This is a genomic window from Methylophaga sp. (assembly GCF_965655755.1).
Classification (GTDB): domain Bacteria; phylum Pseudomonadota; class Gammaproteobacteria; order Nitrosococcales; family Methylophagaceae; genus Methylophaga.
Map to the genome: position 1 here is coordinate 31,373 of NZ_CBFHHW010000001.1, position 18,740 is coordinate 50,112.

The 18,740-nt window shown below is 46.1% G+C and carries 16 protein-coding genes and 1 pseudogene; 3 read left to right on the forward strand and 14 right to left on the reverse strand.

What is annotated here, in order from left to right; all coding sequences use genetic code 11:
• Both ACTF5U_RS00155 and ACTF5U_RS00160 read left to right on the forward strand, forming a co-directional pair.
• A pseudogene (locus ACTF5U_RS00155) lies at positions 1 to 785 on the forward strand (efflux RND transporter periplasmic adaptor subunit); the annotation flags it as partial.
• 12 nt (positions 786 to 797) lie between these two features.
• Positions 798 to 3,941 (forward strand): efflux RND transporter permease subunit, encoded by a 3,144-nt coding sequence (locus ACTF5U_RS00160; RefSeq protein ID WP_438969599.1) that lies wholly within the window; start codon positions 798 to 800, stop codon positions 3,939 to 3,941.
• Here ACTF5U_RS00160 and ACTF5U_RS00165 read toward each other — a convergent pair.
• The gene (locus ACTF5U_RS00165) at positions 3,938 to 4,366 is read right to left on the reverse strand and encodes an MgtC/SapB family protein (RefSeq protein ID WP_438969600.1); all 429 of its coding nucleotides are present in this window, start codon (positions 4,364 to 4,366) and stop codon (positions 3,938 to 3,940) included. The genes ACTF5U_RS00160 and ACTF5U_RS00165 overlap by 4 nt on opposite strands.
• A gap of 157 nt (positions 4,367 to 4,523) precedes the next feature.
• Here ACTF5U_RS00165 and ACTF5U_RS00170 point away from each other — a divergent pair, with 157 nt between their 5' ends.
• The gene (locus ACTF5U_RS00170; protein ID WP_438969601.1) at positions 4,524 to 4,781 is read left to right on the forward strand and encodes a TIGR03643 family protein; all 258 of its coding nucleotides are present in this window, start codon (positions 4,524 to 4,526) and stop codon (positions 4,779 to 4,781) included.
• Between the two features lie 26 nt (positions 4,782 to 4,807).
• On the opposite strand, the gene ACTF5U_RS00175 is transcribed toward ACTF5U_RS00170, so the two are convergent.
• The 13 genes from ACTF5U_RS00175 to ACTF5U_RS00235 all read right to left on the reverse strand — a co-directional run bounded on the left by ACTF5U_RS00175 (position 4,808) and on the right by ACTF5U_RS00235 (position 18,646).
• Positions 4,808 to 5,203, reverse strand: coding sequence for an MAPEG family protein (locus ACTF5U_RS00175; RefSeq protein WP_438969602.1), 396 nt, complete (start codon positions 5,201 to 5,203; stop codon positions 4,808 to 4,810).
• 11 nt (positions 5,204 to 5,214) lie between these two features.
• Positions 5,215 to 6,207, reverse strand: a complete 993-nt coding sequence (locus ACTF5U_RS00180) for an alpha/beta fold hydrolase (RefSeq protein ID WP_438969603.1) — start codon at positions 6,205 to 6,207, stop codon at positions 5,215 to 5,217.
• 8 nt (positions 6,208 to 6,215) lie between these two features.
• A complete protein-coding gene (locus ACTF5U_RS00185) occupies positions 6,216 to 6,944 on the reverse strand; it encodes a dienelactone hydrolase family protein (protein WP_438969604.1) in 729 nt (242 codons plus the stop codon).
• 99 nt (positions 6,945 to 7,043) lie between these two features.
• Positions 7,044 to 7,511 carry a DM13 domain-containing protein gene (locus ACTF5U_RS00190; RefSeq protein ID WP_438969605.1) on the reverse strand — a complete coding sequence of 156 codons (468 nt, stop codon included), beginning with the start codon at positions 7,509 to 7,511 and terminating at the stop codon, positions 7,044 to 7,046.
• A gap of 64 nt (positions 7,512 to 7,575) precedes the next feature.
• Entirely contained in the window at positions 7,576 to 8,115 is a 540-nt protein-coding gene (locus ACTF5U_RS00195) for a DUF4124 domain-containing protein (protein ID WP_438969606.1), read from the reverse strand.
• Positions 8,075 to 9,085, reverse strand: a complete 1,011-nt coding sequence (locus ACTF5U_RS00200; protein WP_438969607.1) for a class 1 fructose-bisphosphatase — start codon at positions 9,083 to 9,085, stop codon at positions 8,075 to 8,077. The genes ACTF5U_RS00195 and ACTF5U_RS00200 overlap by 41 nt, the downstream gene beginning before the upstream one ends.
• Positions 9,086 to 9,253: 168 nt before the next feature.
• Positions 9,254 to 10,069, reverse strand: coding sequence for a formylmethanofuran dehydrogenase subunit C (locus ACTF5U_RS00205; protein ID WP_438969608.1), 816 nt, complete (start codon positions 10,067 to 10,069; stop codon positions 9,254 to 9,256).
• On the reverse strand, positions 10,066 to 10,971 hold the full coding sequence (gene fhcD / locus ACTF5U_RS00210) for a formylmethanofuran--tetrahydromethanopterin N-formyltransferase (protein WP_438969609.1): 906 nt from the start codon (positions 10,969 to 10,971) through the stop codon (positions 10,066 to 10,068). The genes ACTF5U_RS00205 and fhcD overlap by 4 nt, the downstream gene beginning before the upstream one ends.
• Positions 10,968 to 12,635, reverse strand: coding sequence for a formylmethanofuran dehydrogenase subunit A (locus ACTF5U_RS00215; protein ID WP_438969610.1), 1,668 nt, complete (start codon positions 12,633 to 12,635; stop codon positions 10,968 to 10,970). Before ACTF5U_RS00215 ends, fhcD begins: the two co-directional genes overlap by 4 nt.
• A gap of 13 nt (positions 12,636 to 12,648) precedes the next feature.
• A complete protein-coding gene (locus ACTF5U_RS00220) occupies positions 12,649 to 13,923 on the reverse strand; it encodes a formylmethanofuran dehydrogenase subunit B (RefSeq protein WP_438969611.1) in 1,275 nt (424 codons plus the stop codon).
• 102 nt (positions 13,924 to 14,025) lie between these two features.
• Positions 14,026 to 14,592 (reverse strand): SPOR domain-containing protein, encoded by a 567-nt coding sequence (locus ACTF5U_RS00225; protein ID WP_438969612.1) that lies wholly within the window; start codon positions 14,590 to 14,592, stop codon positions 14,026 to 14,028.
• 6 nt (positions 14,593 to 14,598) lie between these two features.
• Positions 14,599 to 16,356 carry an arginine--tRNA ligase gene (gene argS, locus ACTF5U_RS00230; protein ID WP_438969613.1) on the reverse strand — a complete coding sequence of 586 codons (1,758 nt, stop codon included), beginning with the start codon at positions 16,354 to 16,356 and terminating at the stop codon, positions 14,599 to 14,601.
• A gap of 106 nt (positions 16,357 to 16,462) precedes the next feature.
• Positions 16,463 to 18,646, reverse strand: coding sequence for a primosomal protein N' (locus ACTF5U_RS00235; RefSeq protein ID WP_438969614.1), 2,184 nt, complete (start codon positions 18,644 to 18,646; stop codon positions 16,463 to 16,465).
• Positions 18,647 to 18,740 lie beyond the last annotated feature (94 nt).

An 18,740-nucleotide genomic window follows, 5' to 3' on the forward strand; every position in this document is an offset into this window, starting at 1 on the left:
AGTATGCGCAAACCAAGGCGGCTACTGTTGAAGCAGAAGCGGCCCGGAACGAAGCTGAACGATTGGTAAACGAAGCCAAAAGACTGCGTAAACAAAACTATATTTCAGAAAGTGAGATGGCCAACCGGCAATCTAATTTAGCCTTATCAGAAGCCAGTCTGGTCGCCGCACAAGCCAATGAAAGAACGTTATTGGAACAATTACGCCGGCATGAGCTTCCCGCCCCTTTTTCAGGTGTAATAAGCGCCAAAATGACCGAAGCAGGCGAGTGGATCAACCGAGGCACAGCTGTACTGGAGCTGGTTGCTACCGATCTTGTGCGTTTGGATGTGAAAGTCCCGCAGGAACGTTTTGCCGATATCGATATAAATAGCCCGGTCGAGGTCTTACCCGATGTGTATCCGGGACAACGTCTGCCTGCCAAAATTAATGCCATTGTGCCAGTCAGTGACTCTCAAGCCAGAGCATTTTTAGTTCGTGTTGTGGTTGATGCGACCGAAATAAGTCTATTACCCGGCACCTCAGCCACCGCGGTTATTGGTCTTAATGGTAAAACCGGTCAAAATCTGATTGTACCGAGGGACGCCCTTTTACTGCATCCAGACGGTGGCTACAGCTTGTTTATCATCGAAGAAGGTAAAGCCAAACGTCGGCAAGTCACTATTGGTCAGCAAAGTCAGGAAGGTGTCAGTATTCTGCAAGGCCTGAACCCGAATGAAAACGTCGTGATCCGTGGCAATGAAGTGCTACGTGATGGTCAAGCTGTCACTATCATTAACCAATAGGCTGTTATCACCATGCTGGAAGCACCCATTCGCAACGGAAAACTCCTTGCAGTCATCGTACTGATCATCGTGGTACTAGGCGTTTCAGCGGCACAACGCATACCGATTCAGATGATTCCTGATCTGGATGTCCGCACGATCAGTGTTGTGACAGGATGGCCTGGTGCCACACCACAGGATGTTGAGAAAGAAATCCTGATTGAACAGGAACGCTACCTACGCAGTGTGCCTAATATGTCCCGCATGGAATCAACTGCCGATACTGGTCGGGCTAATATTGAGATGGAGTTTCCGTTTGGTGTCGATATCAACGAGACGCTAATCGAAGTGACCAATGCCCTGAGTCAGGTATCCAACTACCCCGAAAACGTGGATCAGCCAACTATCCGCAGTAGCTCTTTTTCTGAAAATGCGTTTATGTATTTTGCGGTGGCCGCCCAGCCGGGCAACCCACTTAATCTGGACATGGATATGGTCACAGATTTTATAGACGATGATGTGCGTCCGAGGATGGAGCGCGTATCCGGTGTCTCTGAGGTCCAGCTTCGCGGTGGTGCAGAACGTCAGATTCAAATCACCATCGATCCGGCTAAACTGGCACAGCGGGGATTAAGCCTGACTGATGTCCGTGATGCGATTCGTGAACGTAACCGGGATACCTCGGCTGGCGATCTGGATGATGGTAAGCGCCGTTATTTTATCCGGACAACCGGCCGCTTTAACGATATTCAAGATCTTGAAGAGCTGACGCTGGCACACCGCAATAACACTGACATCAAACTCAAGGATGTCGCCGAGGTTAAGCTGGATCATTACGAAGTTCGTCACATAGCCATCGTCAATGATGAATCCGCTTTGATGATGGCGGTGAAGCGTGAATCAGGTTCCAATGTCATCAATATCAAACGCGACATGCTCAAGGTAGTTGAGGAAATCCAACAGGAATTACTCGAACCCAATGGTATGACCATTAAATTGATTGGCGATGATGTTCGTTATGTTCAGGCTTCCGTTGAAAAAGTAGCCACTAACTTAGCCCTGGGCGCTATCTTGGCAACGCTTGTTTTATTTCTATTTTTACGCTCAGGACGTGCAACGTTGATTGGCTTGATGGGAATGCCCATCTGTACTATTGCGGCATTTATTGGCCTTATGGCCTTTGATCGTACCATCAACGTTATTTCACTGGCCGGAATCGCATTTGCTATAGGTATGACAGTGGATAACACCATCGTGGTACTGGAAAGTATAGAGCAGGCTAGACGACGCGGTCTGGATCGCATTCAGGCTGCTATCACCGGCGTACAGGAAGTCTGGACAGCTGTTTTAGCCTCCAGTATGACCACTGTGTTGGTTTTTGCTCCGGTACTGCTGGTTCAGGAAGAGGCGGGACAACTGTACTCTGATATCGCCATAGCAATTTCAACAGCCATTCTGGCTTCCATGTTGTTCGCCGTTGCTGTCGTCCCTGCAGCCTGTGCTCGAGTTGGATTTGGTGATGATCGTGATCACGGCGATGATTTGACCCATCCCGGCCCTCTCCTAAAATCAATCAGCTGGCTGAATAGCAGTGCAACTAAACGCTTTTTATCCATTGTAATCATCTTCAGTGGCACCATGATCGCCGGCTGGTATCTCATGCCACCCGCGGAGTACCTTCCTGAGGGCGAAGAACCAAAAGCCTTCAGTATGATGACCGCGCCACCGGGTTATAACTTGTCTGAAATGAAGCGGTTGGGCGATGACGTTCGCCAGCACCTGCGTCTGGCTTTGAATGCTGATCCCAGCAAATTCGATAATGGCGAGCATCAGGTGCCGTCATTGAAATATTATTTCCAGCGCATTATGCCGGGTCGCATTTGGGTATTAAGTGAGCCTACCCGCGATCAGGACATTGAGCCGATGATGAAGGCTTTGACCAACATATTTGAACAATATCCTGGTATGCGAGGCTTCTCTCACCGTGGCTCCATTATCGCCAGTAATCAAGGCGGCACACGGGCTGTAAACTTGGACATTTCAGGCCCCGATCAGGGCAGCCTTTACCGCACAGCTGAAAACGCGATTTTGCGCGCAGAGAGTTTATTTGGTGAGCCACAAATTGAATCCGAACCGTCAGCCTTATCGCTGGATCAACCGCTTATCGAAGTCAGACCGAACTGGGACCGTCTGGCAGAAATTGATATGACGGCGGATGATTTTGGCTATACCGTCGCGGCTTTAAGTGACGGCGCCTATGTCGGTGAGTTCTTCATGGAAGATGACAAAATCGATATGTTTATATTCAGTACTGCCGGACAGAATCAGACCTTATCAGAAATGGCTGATCTACCTATTATGACGCCACAGGGAACAGTATTACCGCTGAGTGCACTGGCTGAAATTCGCGATACAGTCGATAGCGATCAACTTCGTCGGGTAGATGGACGTCGCACCGTGACCCTATCTGTCATTCCTCCACGGGAGATTGCCCTAGAAACTGCCGTTAACATGGTGCGAACGCAAATGCTGCCTGATATGCAGGCTGCCGGTGAGGTTGGCAAAAGCGTATCGATCAGTATTTCAGGTGCAGCTGATCAACTTGATGCCACCCGTGACTCGTTGTCCAACAATATGGTCATTGCCGTGATCTTGATCTACCTCTTATTAGTAGCCATATTCAGTCACTGGGGATATCCACTGCTGATATTAACCACAATCCCACTGGGCATTGCTGGTGGTATCGTTGGCCTTGTCGCGGTCAACAGCTCCGGCGCTTTACTTAATGCGGTTGGCTTGCCGGCTATCATTCAACCGTTTGACATGATTACCATGCTGGGCTTTGTTATTCTTCTGGGCACCGTGGTGAACAACCCGATTCTGATTGTCGAACAGACCCGGAAAAATTTACGCGAGGCCGGTGTCTCTGTTCGGCTTGCCGTCAATCAGGCCGTCGCCACTCGATTGCGCCCTATCCTCATGTCGACAGCAACTACCGTATTCGGCCTGGCACCGCTCGTATTTATTCCCGGTGCCGGTACCGAACTTTATCGGGGTGTCGGTATTGTCGTTCTGGTGGGTATTTTATGTTCGATGATTGTGACCCTGACCTTTTTACCCAGTTTGTTGATCACGGTACTTTCATGGAGTGAGAACAGAAAAAAACAAACCACTTAGGTATCTTGTTTCTTGAGGTAACTGCCAAACTGGAAAATTAAAAAGCCGATCACGGATAACACCATGGCAATTTCATAACGACTGTAAGCTACGGAAAGTCCAATGGCACCGGTTACCCAGATACCAGCCGCATTGGCTGTACCAAGAGCACGGCCAGCTTCCTTAACAATGGCACCACCACCAATAAAGCCCATTCCGGTAATTACGCCGTACATCACTCTGGCTTCGGCATCACTACCCTTATAGACATCCATTGCAACCAACATAAACGAGCAACAGGCTATCGACACTAAAGGATAGGTTCGCAATCCTGCTCCACTAGTGACGTATTCACGGTTTAACGCAATAGGCAAAGACAGCAAAAAAGCGATACCAATTTGACTTAGGTTAAACCAAATCAAGGTGAAATCTATTTCAGGGATCATTACCCTCTCCTTCCTTTGGATTTAAGTTGATTACGTTCGTTATCGATTCAGATTGACCCTATCTCTACAGTCGGGATAAACACTCGCCATTTTTAAATACTTTTGATTGTTTTTTCTACAAATTTTTCACTAGCAGTCGTATAAATTCGGCGGGGTTATGTTGAAAACTTTATCTTATAGTGAGCAATCACGCATCATCGAAATGGCTTGGGAAGACCGTACACCTTTCGAAGCCATACAAGCCAATTACGGACTGACTGAAACTGATGTTATTCAGCTGATGCGCCTCGAATTAAAACCCAGCAGTTTTCGACTATGGCGTAAACGCGTCTCCGGCAGAAAAACCAAACATCAAAAAATTCGCTCTCCTGCTGTGAGTCGGGCTTATTGTCCGACTCAATATAAGCAGCGCTGAAGAGCCGGTCTCTTTTAGTCAGATATTCAGATCGAAACCAATGACTGAATACCAATGTACAAGGTACTGAACCAGCCGATAATAAAGACCAGCGATCTAAACGGTGCCATACCCAGAATGTAAAACACAGGGTGAGCGATTCGACTTAATAAAAACAACCATGCTGCATAGCTAAGGCTTTGTAAACCAATACCTGAAACGTAAGCAAGTACACACATCACCGCGTAGAATATTAATGCTTCCCAAGCATTATTCTGTGCTGCCAGCACTCTTGACGCGACACCCGTCAACTGAGCCTGTTGCAATCGTGGGTGATTATTATCAAACCGTCCAAACTGTCTATAACGAAGGTATCCCCCTAGCACAGCCAAAACCATCGGAAATAAGGAAACGATAAATAGCACTTTAAATAAAGCAGGCATTTTGTCCTCTTTTAGTTGAGCCAGTGATCCATCGCTCTCAGTACAGACTGATGAAAGCGATTGGGTGACTGGATGTGCGGGGAATGTCCCATGTTGGGAAAGGTAGTTAACATTGCGCCAGGAATAGCGGCACGAGTTTGCTTGGCTAAAGCCGCATAATTGCCTAATTCGGCTTTTATCTCCTCATTAACATATGCTTTTCCAATCGCGGTATTATCCTGTTCACCAATAAAAAGCCATGTCGGTACCTTAAGCTTATCAAACTCATGCACAACGGGTTGAGTCAAAATCATGTCATAAATCAGCGCTGATATCCAAGCCGATTTTTCACGGTCAGCATCGAACTGCCCTGCCAGCATATCCACCCAGACATCGTAGTCTTTCCGCCAGTTGCCCGCATAATAAGTGTTTTTCTGATAGCGTTTGATACCTTCTGCACTCATGCCAAGCTGATTGTCATACCAGGTATCAATCGAAATATAAGGCACCCCTTTGTGCAGCCAGTCTTCAAGCCCAATCGGATTAACCATCATCAATCCACGAACATTTTCCGAGTATAGAAGAGCATAACGTGTGGCCAGCATACCTCCCATAGAGTGTCCCATTATGATGGGTTTTTGTATCCCCAGTTTCTCTAATAAATGCTGGGTATTGGCAGCTAACTGATGAAAGCTATATTGATAATTGCTCGGCTTGGATGATTTACAAAACCCAACTTGATCGACAGCCACAACCCGGTAACCATGCTGTGTTAATACGTGAATCAGTTCAGCCCATGTCGCCGCACAGAAGTTCTTACCATGAAATAACACCACGCTCTGTCCATTGGGTTTACCCACCGGACTCACATCCATATACGCCATTTCCAAGTTCTGCTGCTGGCTTTCAAACTCCATCACTTCAACCGGGTAAGGATACGTAAAATTTTCTAGACGAACCCCCGTATCCGCTAAAACAGGCATCATGATCACTAAACCGGATACCAGCAGGAAAAGTTGTTTCAAGCTATTTCTCATTTCAGTTTGTTTTCAAGAAACTGGATAAATCGCTGCCAAGATTTTCTGTCTGCCTCAGCATGATAGCGATCGCCACCTAACACCGTAAAGGCATGTCTGGCACCGCCATAGGCAATCATTTCATACTTCACCGAGTGTATTTCCAGCTCCTCTCCTAAGGCTGCAAAATCAGCCATGCTGATATGATGATCGTCTGCGCCATGCAAGATAAGAATTTCTTCTTTGGTTGCACTGTAGTCCTGACCTTCAGGGGTATTTAGGCCGCCGTGAAAACTAACAAAACCTTTGTAATCGGTGCCAGCTCGAGCAGCCTCAAGTACTGCTGCACCACCAAAGCAATAGCCCATAATGACAACATTGTCAGTATCAGCCCCCATCTCCCCCGCTTTAATCAAAGCGGCCTGTATTAATAAACGCATTTTGGCCCGGTCTTTATATAATTCACCGGTATGTTGTCGTTTATCGGCATTTTCTGTGGGTCTTATTCCCGCTCCGAACAGATCTGCCGCGAACACGGAATAACCTTGTTGAGCCAACATTTGAGCTCGCTGTATCTCATATTCTGTCAGCCCATCCCAATCGTGTAATAACAATACCAGCGGGGCATTGTCCTCCGGGCTGGTATAGAAACCCTCATAAGCCTGATCATGTAACTGATAGCTAACTGTTTCTGCCTGCACGGGAAAAGCGAACAGAAACAGACTCAAAATGATGATGTTTTTCATATCCCCCCCTCATTATAGGGTAAGCGTTTTCGTAAAGCGTGGCCTAAACTAGTTTTTAAGGATGAACGATGGAAATGGACTTCCCTTTCCACTCCAATATTATTGATATTTTCCCGCCGTAATAAATATACTGAAAGACTCACACCAGACAATTGCCGTATTGTAATCGGCAGGATTGACGTCTTCTGGTAAATTCACCAGAAAATTTTCAAACGTTCTCACATCGCCTATTTGCCTCATCTTCGCTTTTTTTGACAGGAAATCTGCTTTTGTCTCAATGAACTCAGGGGAAAGATAGAGACGATAATCCGGACCGGGAGAAATAGAACCTGAAAATGAAATCTTTTTTTCACTGACATAAAGTGTTCCATCACCATAGTGCAATGCATCACTGTCTTTTAAATCACGTTGAAATTGCCCTGTAAATAAAGCTTCTGAAGCAACTTTTCCGATCATTTCTTCATCCGGGGCTGTTGGCTGTGTCAGTATGGGCAACAAATAAATCCCCGCTGCAAAACCGATAATCAAAACCAGTCCATGCGTGATTAGCAATACAAACGTTTTCATTTTTTGCCCCCATCAATGTATAGGCATTAGATACAGTATCTAATGTAACGCGTTCAAGCCCAACTTACTGCATACTATTCTGGGGATTCTGCTGATGTAGCCTTGAAAGCGTCTGATTATTATGATCAATTTTTGACTGCAGTCCTGAGATAGCATTTTGATATGATGCGACAAGCTCATCCATCTTCTTAAACAGTCCTTGTTCTGTACTGACGACCATGCCATCGTCGGTGCGGTAAGTTTTTTCTCTTAGCGTCGCCAGCTCTGCCTGCTGTTTTTGCTCCAGTGTTTTTATCTGTTGCTTCAGCATTTTGTTTTTTTGATGCAGGGTATGGATGTTGGTGATTCTGGATTCTTCTTCAAATGTGTCTGTAAGTTGTTTTTGCCTGTCAATATCCTGCTGTTTGGGCTTATTGAGATTGAGCTCTACTTTTTCAGCCTTTTCTGAACAGGGTTGGTCACTGAAAACCGTATTCCCGTTTACACTACATTTATAGATATCGGCATTGACAGCCGTCGTTGGACCGAATACCAGTGCCAGCACTACCGATATTACAACAGTCCTAGCTCTTTTGATGGTATGAAACCAGTCTTTCAACTTCATTTTTAGAACCTAAAATAACCGGGACACGCTGATGAATGTCCTCTGGCTGAAGATCCAGAATACGTTTATGTCCCGTCGAGCTGACACCGCCAGCCTGTTCGATAATAAAACTCATCGGATTCGCTTCATACATCAATCGTAATTTACCACCTTGTTTGGCAATTTTACTGTCAATGGGGTACATAAAAATGCCGCCTCGAGTGAGGATGCGATAAACCTCGGCGACCATGGATGCATTCCAGCGCATGTTGAAGTTCTTTTCTCGGTTACCTTCGGTACCTTTGACACATTCACTGACGTAGCGCTGAACAGGTTCTTCCCAGAAACGCTGGTTGGACATGTTAATCGCAAACTCTGCCGTGTCCTTGGGAATATTCATATTCGGATGCGTCAGAATAAACTCGCCGACATCACGATCCAATGTAAAGCCATTTACCCCATGACCGGTTGTGATGATCAGCATAGTCGACGGACCATATACACAGAATCCAGCACACACCTGCTCGCTGCCTTTTTGCATAAAGTCTTTCAGGGTAGGATTTTTCACCTCGGGCGGACAGCGCAAGATGGAAAAGATAGTTCCCACTGAGGCGTTGATATCAATATTGCTGGATCCATCCAGGGGATCAAAACAAATCAGGTATTTACCTTTAGGAAATTTAGCCGGAATCTGAATAATATCTTCAATTTCTTCGGATGCCATGGCGGCCAGGTGACCGGTCCATTTCAGATGATCAACCATGACATCATTGCTGATGATATCGAGTTTCTTCTGATCTTCACCCTGAACATTCTGAGATTCGGCATAACCACCCAGACCAATAATGCCGCTGCGGCTAACAAGATGTGATATTTTTTTACAGGCACTCACAATATCACTAAGTAAATCCGATAGATCACCCGTGGCACCTGGATTAGCGCGCTGTTCCTCTACAATAAATTGGGTGATGGACTTACCGATATCTGACATATTTAGTCTCCAAGCCAAGTAGTTTCAGCGGGATCTGCTGTAAAGGTTCAAAGGCTAAAACTAAACCACAGTAGTGGGAAAGGCAACCCAAAAAAGATTGGGTCACCTACTTTTCTGACAGACTTCAAATAAACATTGAATTGAATATCGGAAAACGCTGTTATCTGGTTAAATTTTAACCAGTATTTCTCCCATACCGATACCGGAAATATCACCAGCATAACGTTGCACACGTGAGAACGGTTCAACATTAGCAAACTCACTATCAAGCTTTTTGAATGAAGTAAACATCAACGGCAGGAAAGCCAGCGTGTGTGATCCGCAGTCATTAAAATTGGCTGAAATACCCTGTTGCGGCTTCTGCGTTAACAGCAAAGTGCCACGCTTCATCGCATAACCTAGGTGTTTACCAACCTGACCCAACACTGCAATCGTGCCGGAAACCATACGTGAACCACAATAATCACCGGCATTACCTTCAATAAGGATCATGCCGCGGCGCATGTGATCGCCGGTTCGTTCCCCAGTATCGCCTGTAACAATGACCGTACCACCGGTCATACCGTTTTTATAACCGATACGGGCAGCACCCACAAAGTGACCAGCGTTACCGTTCACCTTAATCAAACCACCTTTCATCTCACAGGCAGTATAAATTCCAGTATTACCATTAACCGTAATCTCGCCATCACTCATAAACTGACCAAGATAAGCACCGACATTACCATTAATCGTTATCGTCCCCTGTGACATACCATGCCCGATGTGATCCAGTTTATCTGTAGCATCTTCAAAACACATCACAGCGGCATCGTCACCGCTGACTTCGAACAACTCATCAAGCCGGACTTTCTGATTACCGACAACCAGGCTTAATCCAGCGATATCTTCCACTGACTTGCCGCTTAATTTATCCGCTGTCAGTGGGGAACAGTCAATCCGCTGTGCAGGCGGCGTTTTCAAGGTGAATGTTAATGCACTCATGCCATAATCTCCTGCAGATGGAAGTGGAACGGACCCAGTTTACCGCCATAATTACCGGCGCTGATTCGCTTGATGCCATTCTCAGCACCCAGGTCGCAGGCCGCCTGAATCCCGACCCGCATGGCTTTATTGATATCGTCTTCTGTCAAACCATCGATAACGATCTCCATCACTGATTCCACTTCAGGTGATAATTCTGTTTTGGTCTGTCCCTTCAAGGTAGGGCAAAACGCATCATTGGTTGAGGCGTTCAACGCTTTAAACTTGGAGCCAACCTTAGAGCCTGAACGAACGACACCTCCCGGAAACGGCATGATCACGTTAGGGATTTTTTTCATTTCTCGAATTGCCGCTTCACAGGCAGCCAAAGCCTGGGGTTGTGATTCTGCGAGGATCAGAAAGTTACCGCCCCCCACAGAAGCCCGCATTCCGGTATATTCTTCAGTCAGAAACTCACCATCCATGACCGGAATACGCCAGTAGCGTTTTCCTTCGATCATTTTCGAAATCTGAAAGCCATCGCCAAAATAACGTAGATTTTTACCGAGAGGTATTTCCTTATCTTCCTGATCTTTTTCCAAACCAGAAAATAATGCTGTTGTCGGTGCGGTCAGCACGCATTGCCCGGCACGCGTCTCGACTTGTTTGGCGAGCCCCTTGCCCCCCATAGCAAAAATAAGACAGGCTACGCCCGGACGACCATCAGGTGTTTCATGTGGCTCCAGTGTTCGCTCAATAGAAGCTTCACAGCCACAGGCAATAACCGACGTTGCAAAACCTGTAAACGCGGTGGCTGAGATCATCGCCCATTCAAGGTTTTGGGCGGTAATAACGATACGTGTCCCCCGCATTGGAAACGCTTCAGCAAACGTCGCGTCTATCGTGACGCCGTTGATGATCATAGCTTGCCTCCTTGTTTCAGGGGTTGCACAGTCAGGCTGCCCCGGCCATCATCAATAATTTCATCATCACTGATTTTAAAATTACCCATTTTCAATGTGTGAAACTGGTCAAAATATTGTTTTAACGGTTTTTCAATACTGGCGTCGTACTCCGGCTTGACCACATGGGTAGTCCCCCAGGTGATTTGAACCAACTGACCATCCTTAACAACCATCTGACCGTCTTTAAACACATAATCCGGCTTACTGAACATTTTCTCTCTGTCAGCATCATCGGTATACACCGTAATATCAGCAGCAGCGCCTACACCTAGGTGACCACGGTCTGCCAGACCAACCAGTTTCGCAGCACCGGCACGGGTCATAATGGCAATGTCATAGAGGGAATATTCTCGATCCATTGAGGCCAAGTGGGTGGCTTTCTGTGCTTCCGGATGCAAGGTAGACAGCATATCGTTACGGAATGATTTATCCATCAGCAGTTTGATTAAATGAGGATAACTGGTAAACGGTGCACCGTTAGGGTGATCGGTGGTCAGGAAAATCCGCCAAGGATCATCAACCATCAGGAATGTTTCTAAACCGATCATCCACTGCAGGGCGTTTACAAAGCTTTGATCTTTGTATTTAAACGGCACCACACCACACCCTGCATCACACTCAATATCCATGCACACCCATTTATTGGGATGCGCATGTGGTGCACCAGCAAATTGACGCATACTGTCGCCCGAGGCTGTTACGGTCTGGCCAAACAGAATCTGACCGACATCGACGGTAATATTTTTATTGCGGTTAATCGATTCCGCAATTTCTGCCGCGCCGGATGAGAATTTAAAGTCACCCTCAGTACCATAACTATGGAATTGAATATGGGTTAAATGCATCGGCAAACCTTCGATACCCTGAATGGTATCCAAAGTTGTGTCTTTATTGCCTGGCACACCCAGATTACAACCATGCACATGTAATGGATGAGGTACACCCAACTCGGTTACAGCGCGAGACAAGCGTTGTAAAATTTCACGCGGTGAAACGTTATAAAATGTATTTTTTTCATCCAGATCGAGCTGACGCTGGTTGAATTTAAACGCATTAATGCCGCCCGGATTAACCACTTTCAGACCTATCGCCTGACTGTGGGTCATGGTCCAGGCTACATAATTGTTTATAGCTTCCTGATCTTCATTGGCCGCCATCATTCGCAACAGAAAGTCATCGCTGCCGAGCATCGCATAACCGCCCTTATCAATAATTGGCGTGTCATGCATTTCCATATGCGCCTGGCGGGCATTAACCGGCAGAACGGCAGGTTCAAATCCCGCTGTGTAACCCATCTCAGCATAGCGGTAGCCCGTTGTTAATGTGCTCGGTGCCGCATGACCGCAACCACTTCGCATCAACTCTGTACGTTCAATTAATGATTCCGCATGATCTTCTGGCAACATGGTGCGTGCAATATTCACTTTACCGCCACCGATATGCGTATGCATATCAATCGCACCGGACATAACGACTTTACCTCGGACGTCGATTTCTTCATCGATTTTGCCATCACTCGGCGCCTCGACAATGCGACCATCTCGAATATAAATGTCTCGAACAACATCATTGAGCCCGTGCTCTGGGTCGAAGATGCGTCCACCTGTGAGTTTTTTAAGCATATTGCGTCTCCGTTTACAGGGCTTGTTCAACAGCCGTCAGCACGTCATAAGTGCTGGGCAAGCCGCTGTCACGTAATTTCTTCAATGGCACCGATACCACACTGTCACAGCGGAATGTGCGGCCAATATGATCAATACCCGGAACACCGACCGGAATAAATACCTCTGGTTCTTTTTCAAAGGTCATGCCTGAACGGCCCAAGACAATCGTCTTGGCATTACTTTGCGGTGGCGTGGTGTCAACGTTGAAACTGGAAACCCATAGCAAGACATCCACTTCATCGTCATCCAGCATGCGCTGGCCACGATTCATGAAAGGATCATAATCAGGCATATTCCGGCTGAAACTGGTGCGCATGGGGTAACCTGACTGCCATGACGAGACCGCATTGACGGTGGTGTCACCATCCTTACCCCCCAGAGGCAAGCCGTTACAACGTGTCGTCTTGTTGATCTCTTTAATCATCTCGCAAATGTTCTGAATAGTGACTTCAGCATGATCGATATTAAGTTGCGTACCAGACCAGCTGATAACACTGTATTTCGCGGCTTTTAGTTTTTCTGCAAGCGCAGCCATATCGGCTGACGCAATTCCACCAACGGATTCTGCCTGTACGACTTTCCCTTTGACCAGAGCGCGTAAAACAGACATCACTTCCGGCAGATCGGCATCATCACATTCAATGACTTCTGCTTTACGCCCCCCGGGTGAGGTAGATGCTTCGCCTGAAGGCTTCTTTCCCAGATAAATCACTTCCCGTGATTCAATTTCCTGACCAAACATACTCTCTTCAGGCCAGACCATTCGCTCAAAGAAACGGGGGAATGATGATTCAATATCGGTTCCAACCACCAATAACACATCGACCCGATTTCTGACTTCGGTCAGGGTGGTCGTCATATAGCCTGAATCCTGCAATACCAGAATGTTTCTGAATGCAGCATCAGAAAAATAACTGTCTATGGTGGCACGACTTATATCGGCCAATGCCATCGCTGCCCTAGCACCATTCAGGTCTGTTCCCATCCCCCCGATTAAGGGTTGTTTACTGTTTTTAAACAACTCAGCAATATGGCGTACGGCCTCTTCCAGAGATACTTCCTGTCCATTTATACGCGGTGATAGATCGGTTATCGGAGTTTCAAACCCGGGCTTGGTGACTGCATCGCCGTTTTCTGTCACCGTGACAGTATTACCATTGACCTGAACCACCAGGTCATCAGAAGCAATACCGCAGAAGGGACTGGCGACATCATGAAAGATGCCTGCTTCAGTGTTTTCTGTCATATCGGTGTCCTCAATCAATTTGTAATCATTAAAACCGGGGGCAGCAGGCCTTTACTAAAAGTAATGACTTGAGTTTACAACATCAATAACGCTTGATATCACTCAGCCGTGTTTGGCACGTAATAGCAAAGAATCAATATCATTCTGGCGAAGCTGCTTTTGCACTGCGTCAGCTTGATCACGTCCTGTAATCGGACCTATCTGAACACGGTGCCACGTATCTTTATTGTCTATGGTAACGGTCTGTACTTTAGACTCAATACCTAATAAGGCTAATTTGGCACGAAAACCATCAGCATCAGCCACTTTTTTAAAGGATCCCACCTGAATCATGTAGCTCGTCGTCGGTTGTTCCGCTGGTGTTTCTGCTTCGGGTTGCGGCTGACTTTGTTCTGGGGGTGACGTGACTATCGGCTGTTTACCTTTGTTCTTCTTCTCCACCATCACTTCCATTTCTGGCAGCAAAGTATAAAAATCAAAGGTTGGCTCAACGCCTTTCTTTTCCTGTTTTTGTGTTGTTTCAGTCGATCCTGACTTATCCTCAGGCACGTTGTCTTTGATGTGCAACAGGAACATGATAAATGCACCCACAGCAAAGCTCAGCAGCATCGGACCCCAAGGTAGGGAACGGGAAGAAGAATCGTTTCGGGTATTTCGTTTAGCCACCATTACCTCTTACATTGATTCCGGTGCCGACACACCCATAACATTGAGTGCATTCACGATAATCTGACGCACTGCCGTGATCAGCGTTAAACGGGCCTGACAGAGTTCATAATCGTCAATAATAAACTGATGGGCATTATAGTAGGTATGAAAATCACGCGCTAAATCAGTTAGATAGTGAGCCAACATATGCGGCGTATGATTCAATGCAGCATTTTCCAGTACTTCCGGGTATTTCGCCAGCATCGTCATTAACGCTTCTTCATGACTTTCTGTTAGACGAGCAAGATGTTTTAAACCTTCTTCCTTATCCCAACCTTGTCCCCGTTCCGCCAGTTGTCTGAACACACTACAGACACGAGCATGCGCATACTGCACGTAGTAAACCGGATTATCATTGCTTTGTGATTTTGCCAGTTCCAGATCAAAATCCATATGCTGATCTGCACCACGCATCACATAAAAGAAACGGGCGGCATCTTTTCCGACTTCGTCACGCAGCTCCCGCAAGGTGACAAATTCACCACTTCGTGTCGACATGCCGACTTTTTCTGCACCGCGATAAAGCACTGCAAACTGAACCAGCAATACTTTTAACTGTTCAACATTTTGCTGCATTGCTTCAACAGAAGCTTTTACCCGGGGGATATAGCCATGGTGATCAGCGCCCCAGATATCAATGATTTGTTCAAAACCACGCTGGTATTTATTGAGATGATAGGCAATATCAGATGCAAAGTAAGTTGCCTGTCCATTATCACGGATAACGACACGGTCTTTTTCGTCTCCATAATTGGTCGATTTAAACCACCAGGCACCTTTTTCTTCGTAGAGCTGATCAGCCTGTTTGAGTTGCTCAATAACCGCATCAACTTCGCCGGATTCCACCAAAGAACGTTCAGAGAACCATTCATCGTATTCAGTACCAAACTCGGCCAAATCATCACGGATATCACCGAGGATGGCATTCAGTCCTTTATCAAACACAATCCGGTAATCGGCTTCTCCAAGGAGTTTTTTTGCTTGATTGGTCAGGCCATCGATGTGTAATTCTTTATCCCCGCCTTCAGGTTCATCAGCCGGCACACCGTCAAAAACGGCTTCGGCATTGTGACGAAACTGTTCGGCAAATTCTTGTTTGAGCTCAGCGGCAATGGTTTTGACGTAATCACCCTGATAGGCGTTACTCGGGAAAGTAAACAGCTCGCCACAGGCTTGCAAATAACGCAGCCAGACACTGGTACCAAGAATATCCATCTGACGACCGGCGTCGTTAACATAGTATTCACGGTGCACATCAAAGCCGGCCGCCGTTAACAGGCTGCTGACTACGGAACCGTAGGCAGCACCACGACCATGACCGACATGTAAAGGACCGGTCGGGTTCGCAGACACAAATTCAATCTGGATCTTTTTACCATTACCTACTTTGCTACGGCCATATTTTTCAGCTTCCAACAGAATCGTTTTAACCACCTGCTGGCTGGCCTCTGCGCTAAGAAAAAAGTTGATAAACCCAGGCCCTGCAATCTCAATGTCGGAGATAAATGATGCGGCGGGAAAAGCTTCAACAATCTCTGTCGCAATCTGGCGTGGATTCATTTTGGCGGGTTTAGCCAACATCATTGCGATGTTGCAGGCAAAGTCGCCATGGGTTTTATCTTTGGTGCGCTCTATCTGAATTTCAGGTAGATCAATCTCTAAGCCATGGTTTTGGGTAAAAATCGATAAGGCCTGGTCAACCAGGTTTTTCAACTGATCTTTCAACGTTGTCGAGCCTTGAGTGCAAATTGAATAGTGTCGCGCATTTTAACCGATCATTGGTCCGGATTACATCCTTGTTTTGGCTTGCCTGTTTGCCAAACTGTCTGAGTTACAGTAAATCCATCGGATCGATATCGATCGTCCATCTGAGTTTACGAGCCAGTTTATGGCTACCTACTGTATGGATATGCTGGTCCAGCAATTGATGTAAAGGTTTACGTGCTTCACTGGTCAACAATAACTGAGCCCGGTAACGGCCCCCCTTTTTTTCCATAATTGCGGGGACGGGTCCGAGAATTAACACATCCTGTTGCGGCGTTGAGTAGAGGATCGTAGAAACAGCCTGAAGAAAATTCATAGCGAGTTCCCGTTCCATCGCTTCTGCCCGGATCACTGCCCAGTTGGTTACAGGTGGCATAGTCATTTCAATCCGCTCGAGCAAAAGATCCTGAGCTGCTTTGTCATAGCCCTGCTGAACCAGTTTTTTCCAGAAATCATGATGTGGTTGTTGGGTCTGAATCAACACTTCACCTTTTTTCTTTCCTCTACCAGCTCGTCCAGTCACTTGGGTTATCATTTGGGCGAGGTTTTCAGTTGCTCGATAATCAGCACTGAATAGCCCTTGATCGGTATCTAATACCCCTACCAGGGTGACATCATGAAAATCATGACCTTTTGCCAACATTTGTGTACCCACCAAAATTCTGGCCTGGCCGTCTTTTATGTCCGCAACGATATCGTTAAACGAATTCACCCTTTGCGTGGTGTCACGATCAACACGGATAACCGGTATTTCAGGAAATAATTGTTGTAAGTGCTGTTCTATTTTTTCAGTACCGGCACCATAACTTTTAAGCTGTTTGCATTCACAGTCAGGACAGCTATCAACCAGCTTTTGGATAAAACCACAATGATGACAGAACAGGATATTACGGTGCTGGTGTACAACCATTCGGGCATCACAATGCTGACACTTTGCTTGCCAGCCACACTCATGACACATTAATACCGGTGCATAGCCTCGTCGGTTAATAAATAAAATGACCTGATTCCCGGCGTTTAAGTGTTGATGCATATTTTTCAGTAAGGTCTGACTCAATCCATGATCAGGATGGGCACCGTTACTGTCGACAATGCGTATCTTTGGAAGCGCTGCGCCACCGGCACGTTGTGTCAGTTTGAGCAATTTATAACGTTGTTGCTGCACTTGATACAGGCTTTCCAGTGATGGGGTCGCGCTGCCCATCAGAACAGGAATCCCCATCTTTTGGGCTCTAATTAAAGCGACATTTCGAGCATGATATTTAAGTCCATCCTGTTGTTTATATGAACTGTCATGTTCTTCATCGATGATGATGAGTCCAGCATTAGCCAAAGGTGTAAACACGGCTGACCTTGTTCCAATAATGACTTTGGCCAGCCCCTTTTTTGCTAATAACCAGGCTTGTTTTCGCTCACTATCTGATACAGAGGAATTTAAGACGACAATGCTGGTATTCAGCCGGCTTTTAAATCGTTCTACAAATTGACCAGTTAAGCCGATTTCAGGGATCAGAATGAGTACTTGTTTGCCCTGTTCCAGTACTCTTTCAGTTAATTCAATATAGACTTCGGTCTTACCACTGCCTGTAATACCTTCCAGTAAAAATGGCTGAAAATGATGTGATTCCTGCCATATTGATTCTACGACGCTTTGCTGTTCTGTATTGAGTTCACAAGGCAGGCTTAATTCCGATCGTGCTATGGGAAGTTTGGGTAGCTGCTCTTGTTTCACCAGCTTTTGTTGCTCAAGTGAATTCAATGAGTTCGTCACATTACCCAGATACAGTTTTATGGCTGATTGGCTGATACCGTCAGGATAATCTTCTAGCAAAGTCAGACAGGATTGTTGCTTAGAACCTAATTTCTTTTCTATTTCATGTTCAGTTTTAAACCACCAATTTTCATGCTGCAGCTCAGCTTTCTGACCGTTTCTTATTTGTTTGGGTAATGCAGCCTGGAAGCATTCACCCAGAGGGTGATGATAATAACGACTCACCCATAACACTGTTTGAATGATTTCTTCGGGTAACAGGGCATGTTCATCCAGCTTTTCTTCTATGGCTTTTAATTTTGATGTGTTGGTTTCTGTTGATACCGCAATAGTCTTAATCACAATGCCAATACATAAACGATTAGCAAAATTAATTTTGACACGCATACCTGGCTGCCACTGATTTTCGGCTTCATCAGAAAGGTAGTCAAATAATTGTCTCAAAGGACATGGAACGGCTATTTGAAGAATGGTTGTCATTAATTAAACATAAAGAAAGAAGAATATATTTTTAGTGATGTTGATGATTAATGCCTGTGTATAAATGAATAGATCTGCTTAAGCTATCTGATTC

Excerpts from the sequence above, each read along its gene's own strand:
- ACTF5U_RS00190 (WP_438969605.1), bottom strand. The coding sequence starts at position 7,511 with ATGAAAACGTTTGTATTGCTAATCACGCATGGACTGGTTTTGATTATC.
- ACTF5U_RS00235 (WP_438969614.1), bottom strand. The coding sequence starts at position 18,646 with ATGACAACCATTCTTCAAATAGCCGTTCCATGTCCTTTGAGACAATTA.
- ACTF5U_RS00170 (WP_438969601.1), top strand. The coding sequence starts at position 4,524 with ATGTTGAAAACTTTATCTTATAGTGAGCAATCACGCATCATCGAAATG.
- ACTF5U_RS00195 (WP_438969606.1), bottom strand. The coding sequence starts at position 8,115 with ATGAAGTTGAAAGACTGGTTTCATACCATCAAAAGAGCTAGGACTGTT.
- ACTF5U_RS00175 (WP_438969602.1), bottom strand. The coding sequence starts at position 5,203 with ATGCCTGCTTTATTTAAAGTGCTATTTATCGTTTCCTTATTTCCGATG.
- ACTF5U_RS00200 (WP_438969607.1), bottom strand. The coding sequence starts at position 9,085 with ATGTCAGATATCGGTAAGTCCATCACCCAATTTATTGTAGAGGAACAG.
- ACTF5U_RS00165 (WP_438969600.1), bottom strand. The coding sequence starts at position 4,366 with ATGATCCCTGAAATAGATTTCACCTTGATTTGGTTTAACCTAAGTCAA.
- ACTF5U_RS00160 (WP_438969599.1), top strand. The coding sequence starts at position 798 with ATGCTGGAAGCACCCATTCGCAACGGAAAACTCCTTGCAGTCATCGTA.
- ACTF5U_RS00215 (WP_438969610.1), bottom strand. The coding sequence starts at position 12,635 with ATGCTTAAAAAACTCACAGGTGGACGCATCTTCGACCCAGAGCACGGG.
- ACTF5U_RS00225 (WP_438969612.1), bottom strand. The coding sequence starts at position 14,592 with ATGGTGGCTAAACGAAATACCCGAAACGATTCTTCTTCCCGTTCCCTA.
- ACTF5U_RS00220 (WP_438969611.1), bottom strand. The coding sequence starts at position 13,923 with ATGACAGAAAACACTGAAGCAGGCATCTTTCATGATGTCGCCAGTCCC.
- ACTF5U_RS00205 (WP_438969608.1), bottom strand. The coding sequence starts at position 10,069 with ATGAGTGCATTAACATTCACCTTGAAAACGCCGCCTGCACAGCGGATT.
- ACTF5U_RS00185 (WP_438969604.1), bottom strand. The coding sequence starts at position 6,944 with ATGAAAAACATCATCATTTTGAGTCTGTTTCTGTTCGCTTTTCCCGTG.
- fhcD (WP_438969609.1), bottom strand. The coding sequence starts at position 10,971 with ATGATCATCAACGGCGTCACGATAGACGCGACGTTTGCTGAAGCGTTT.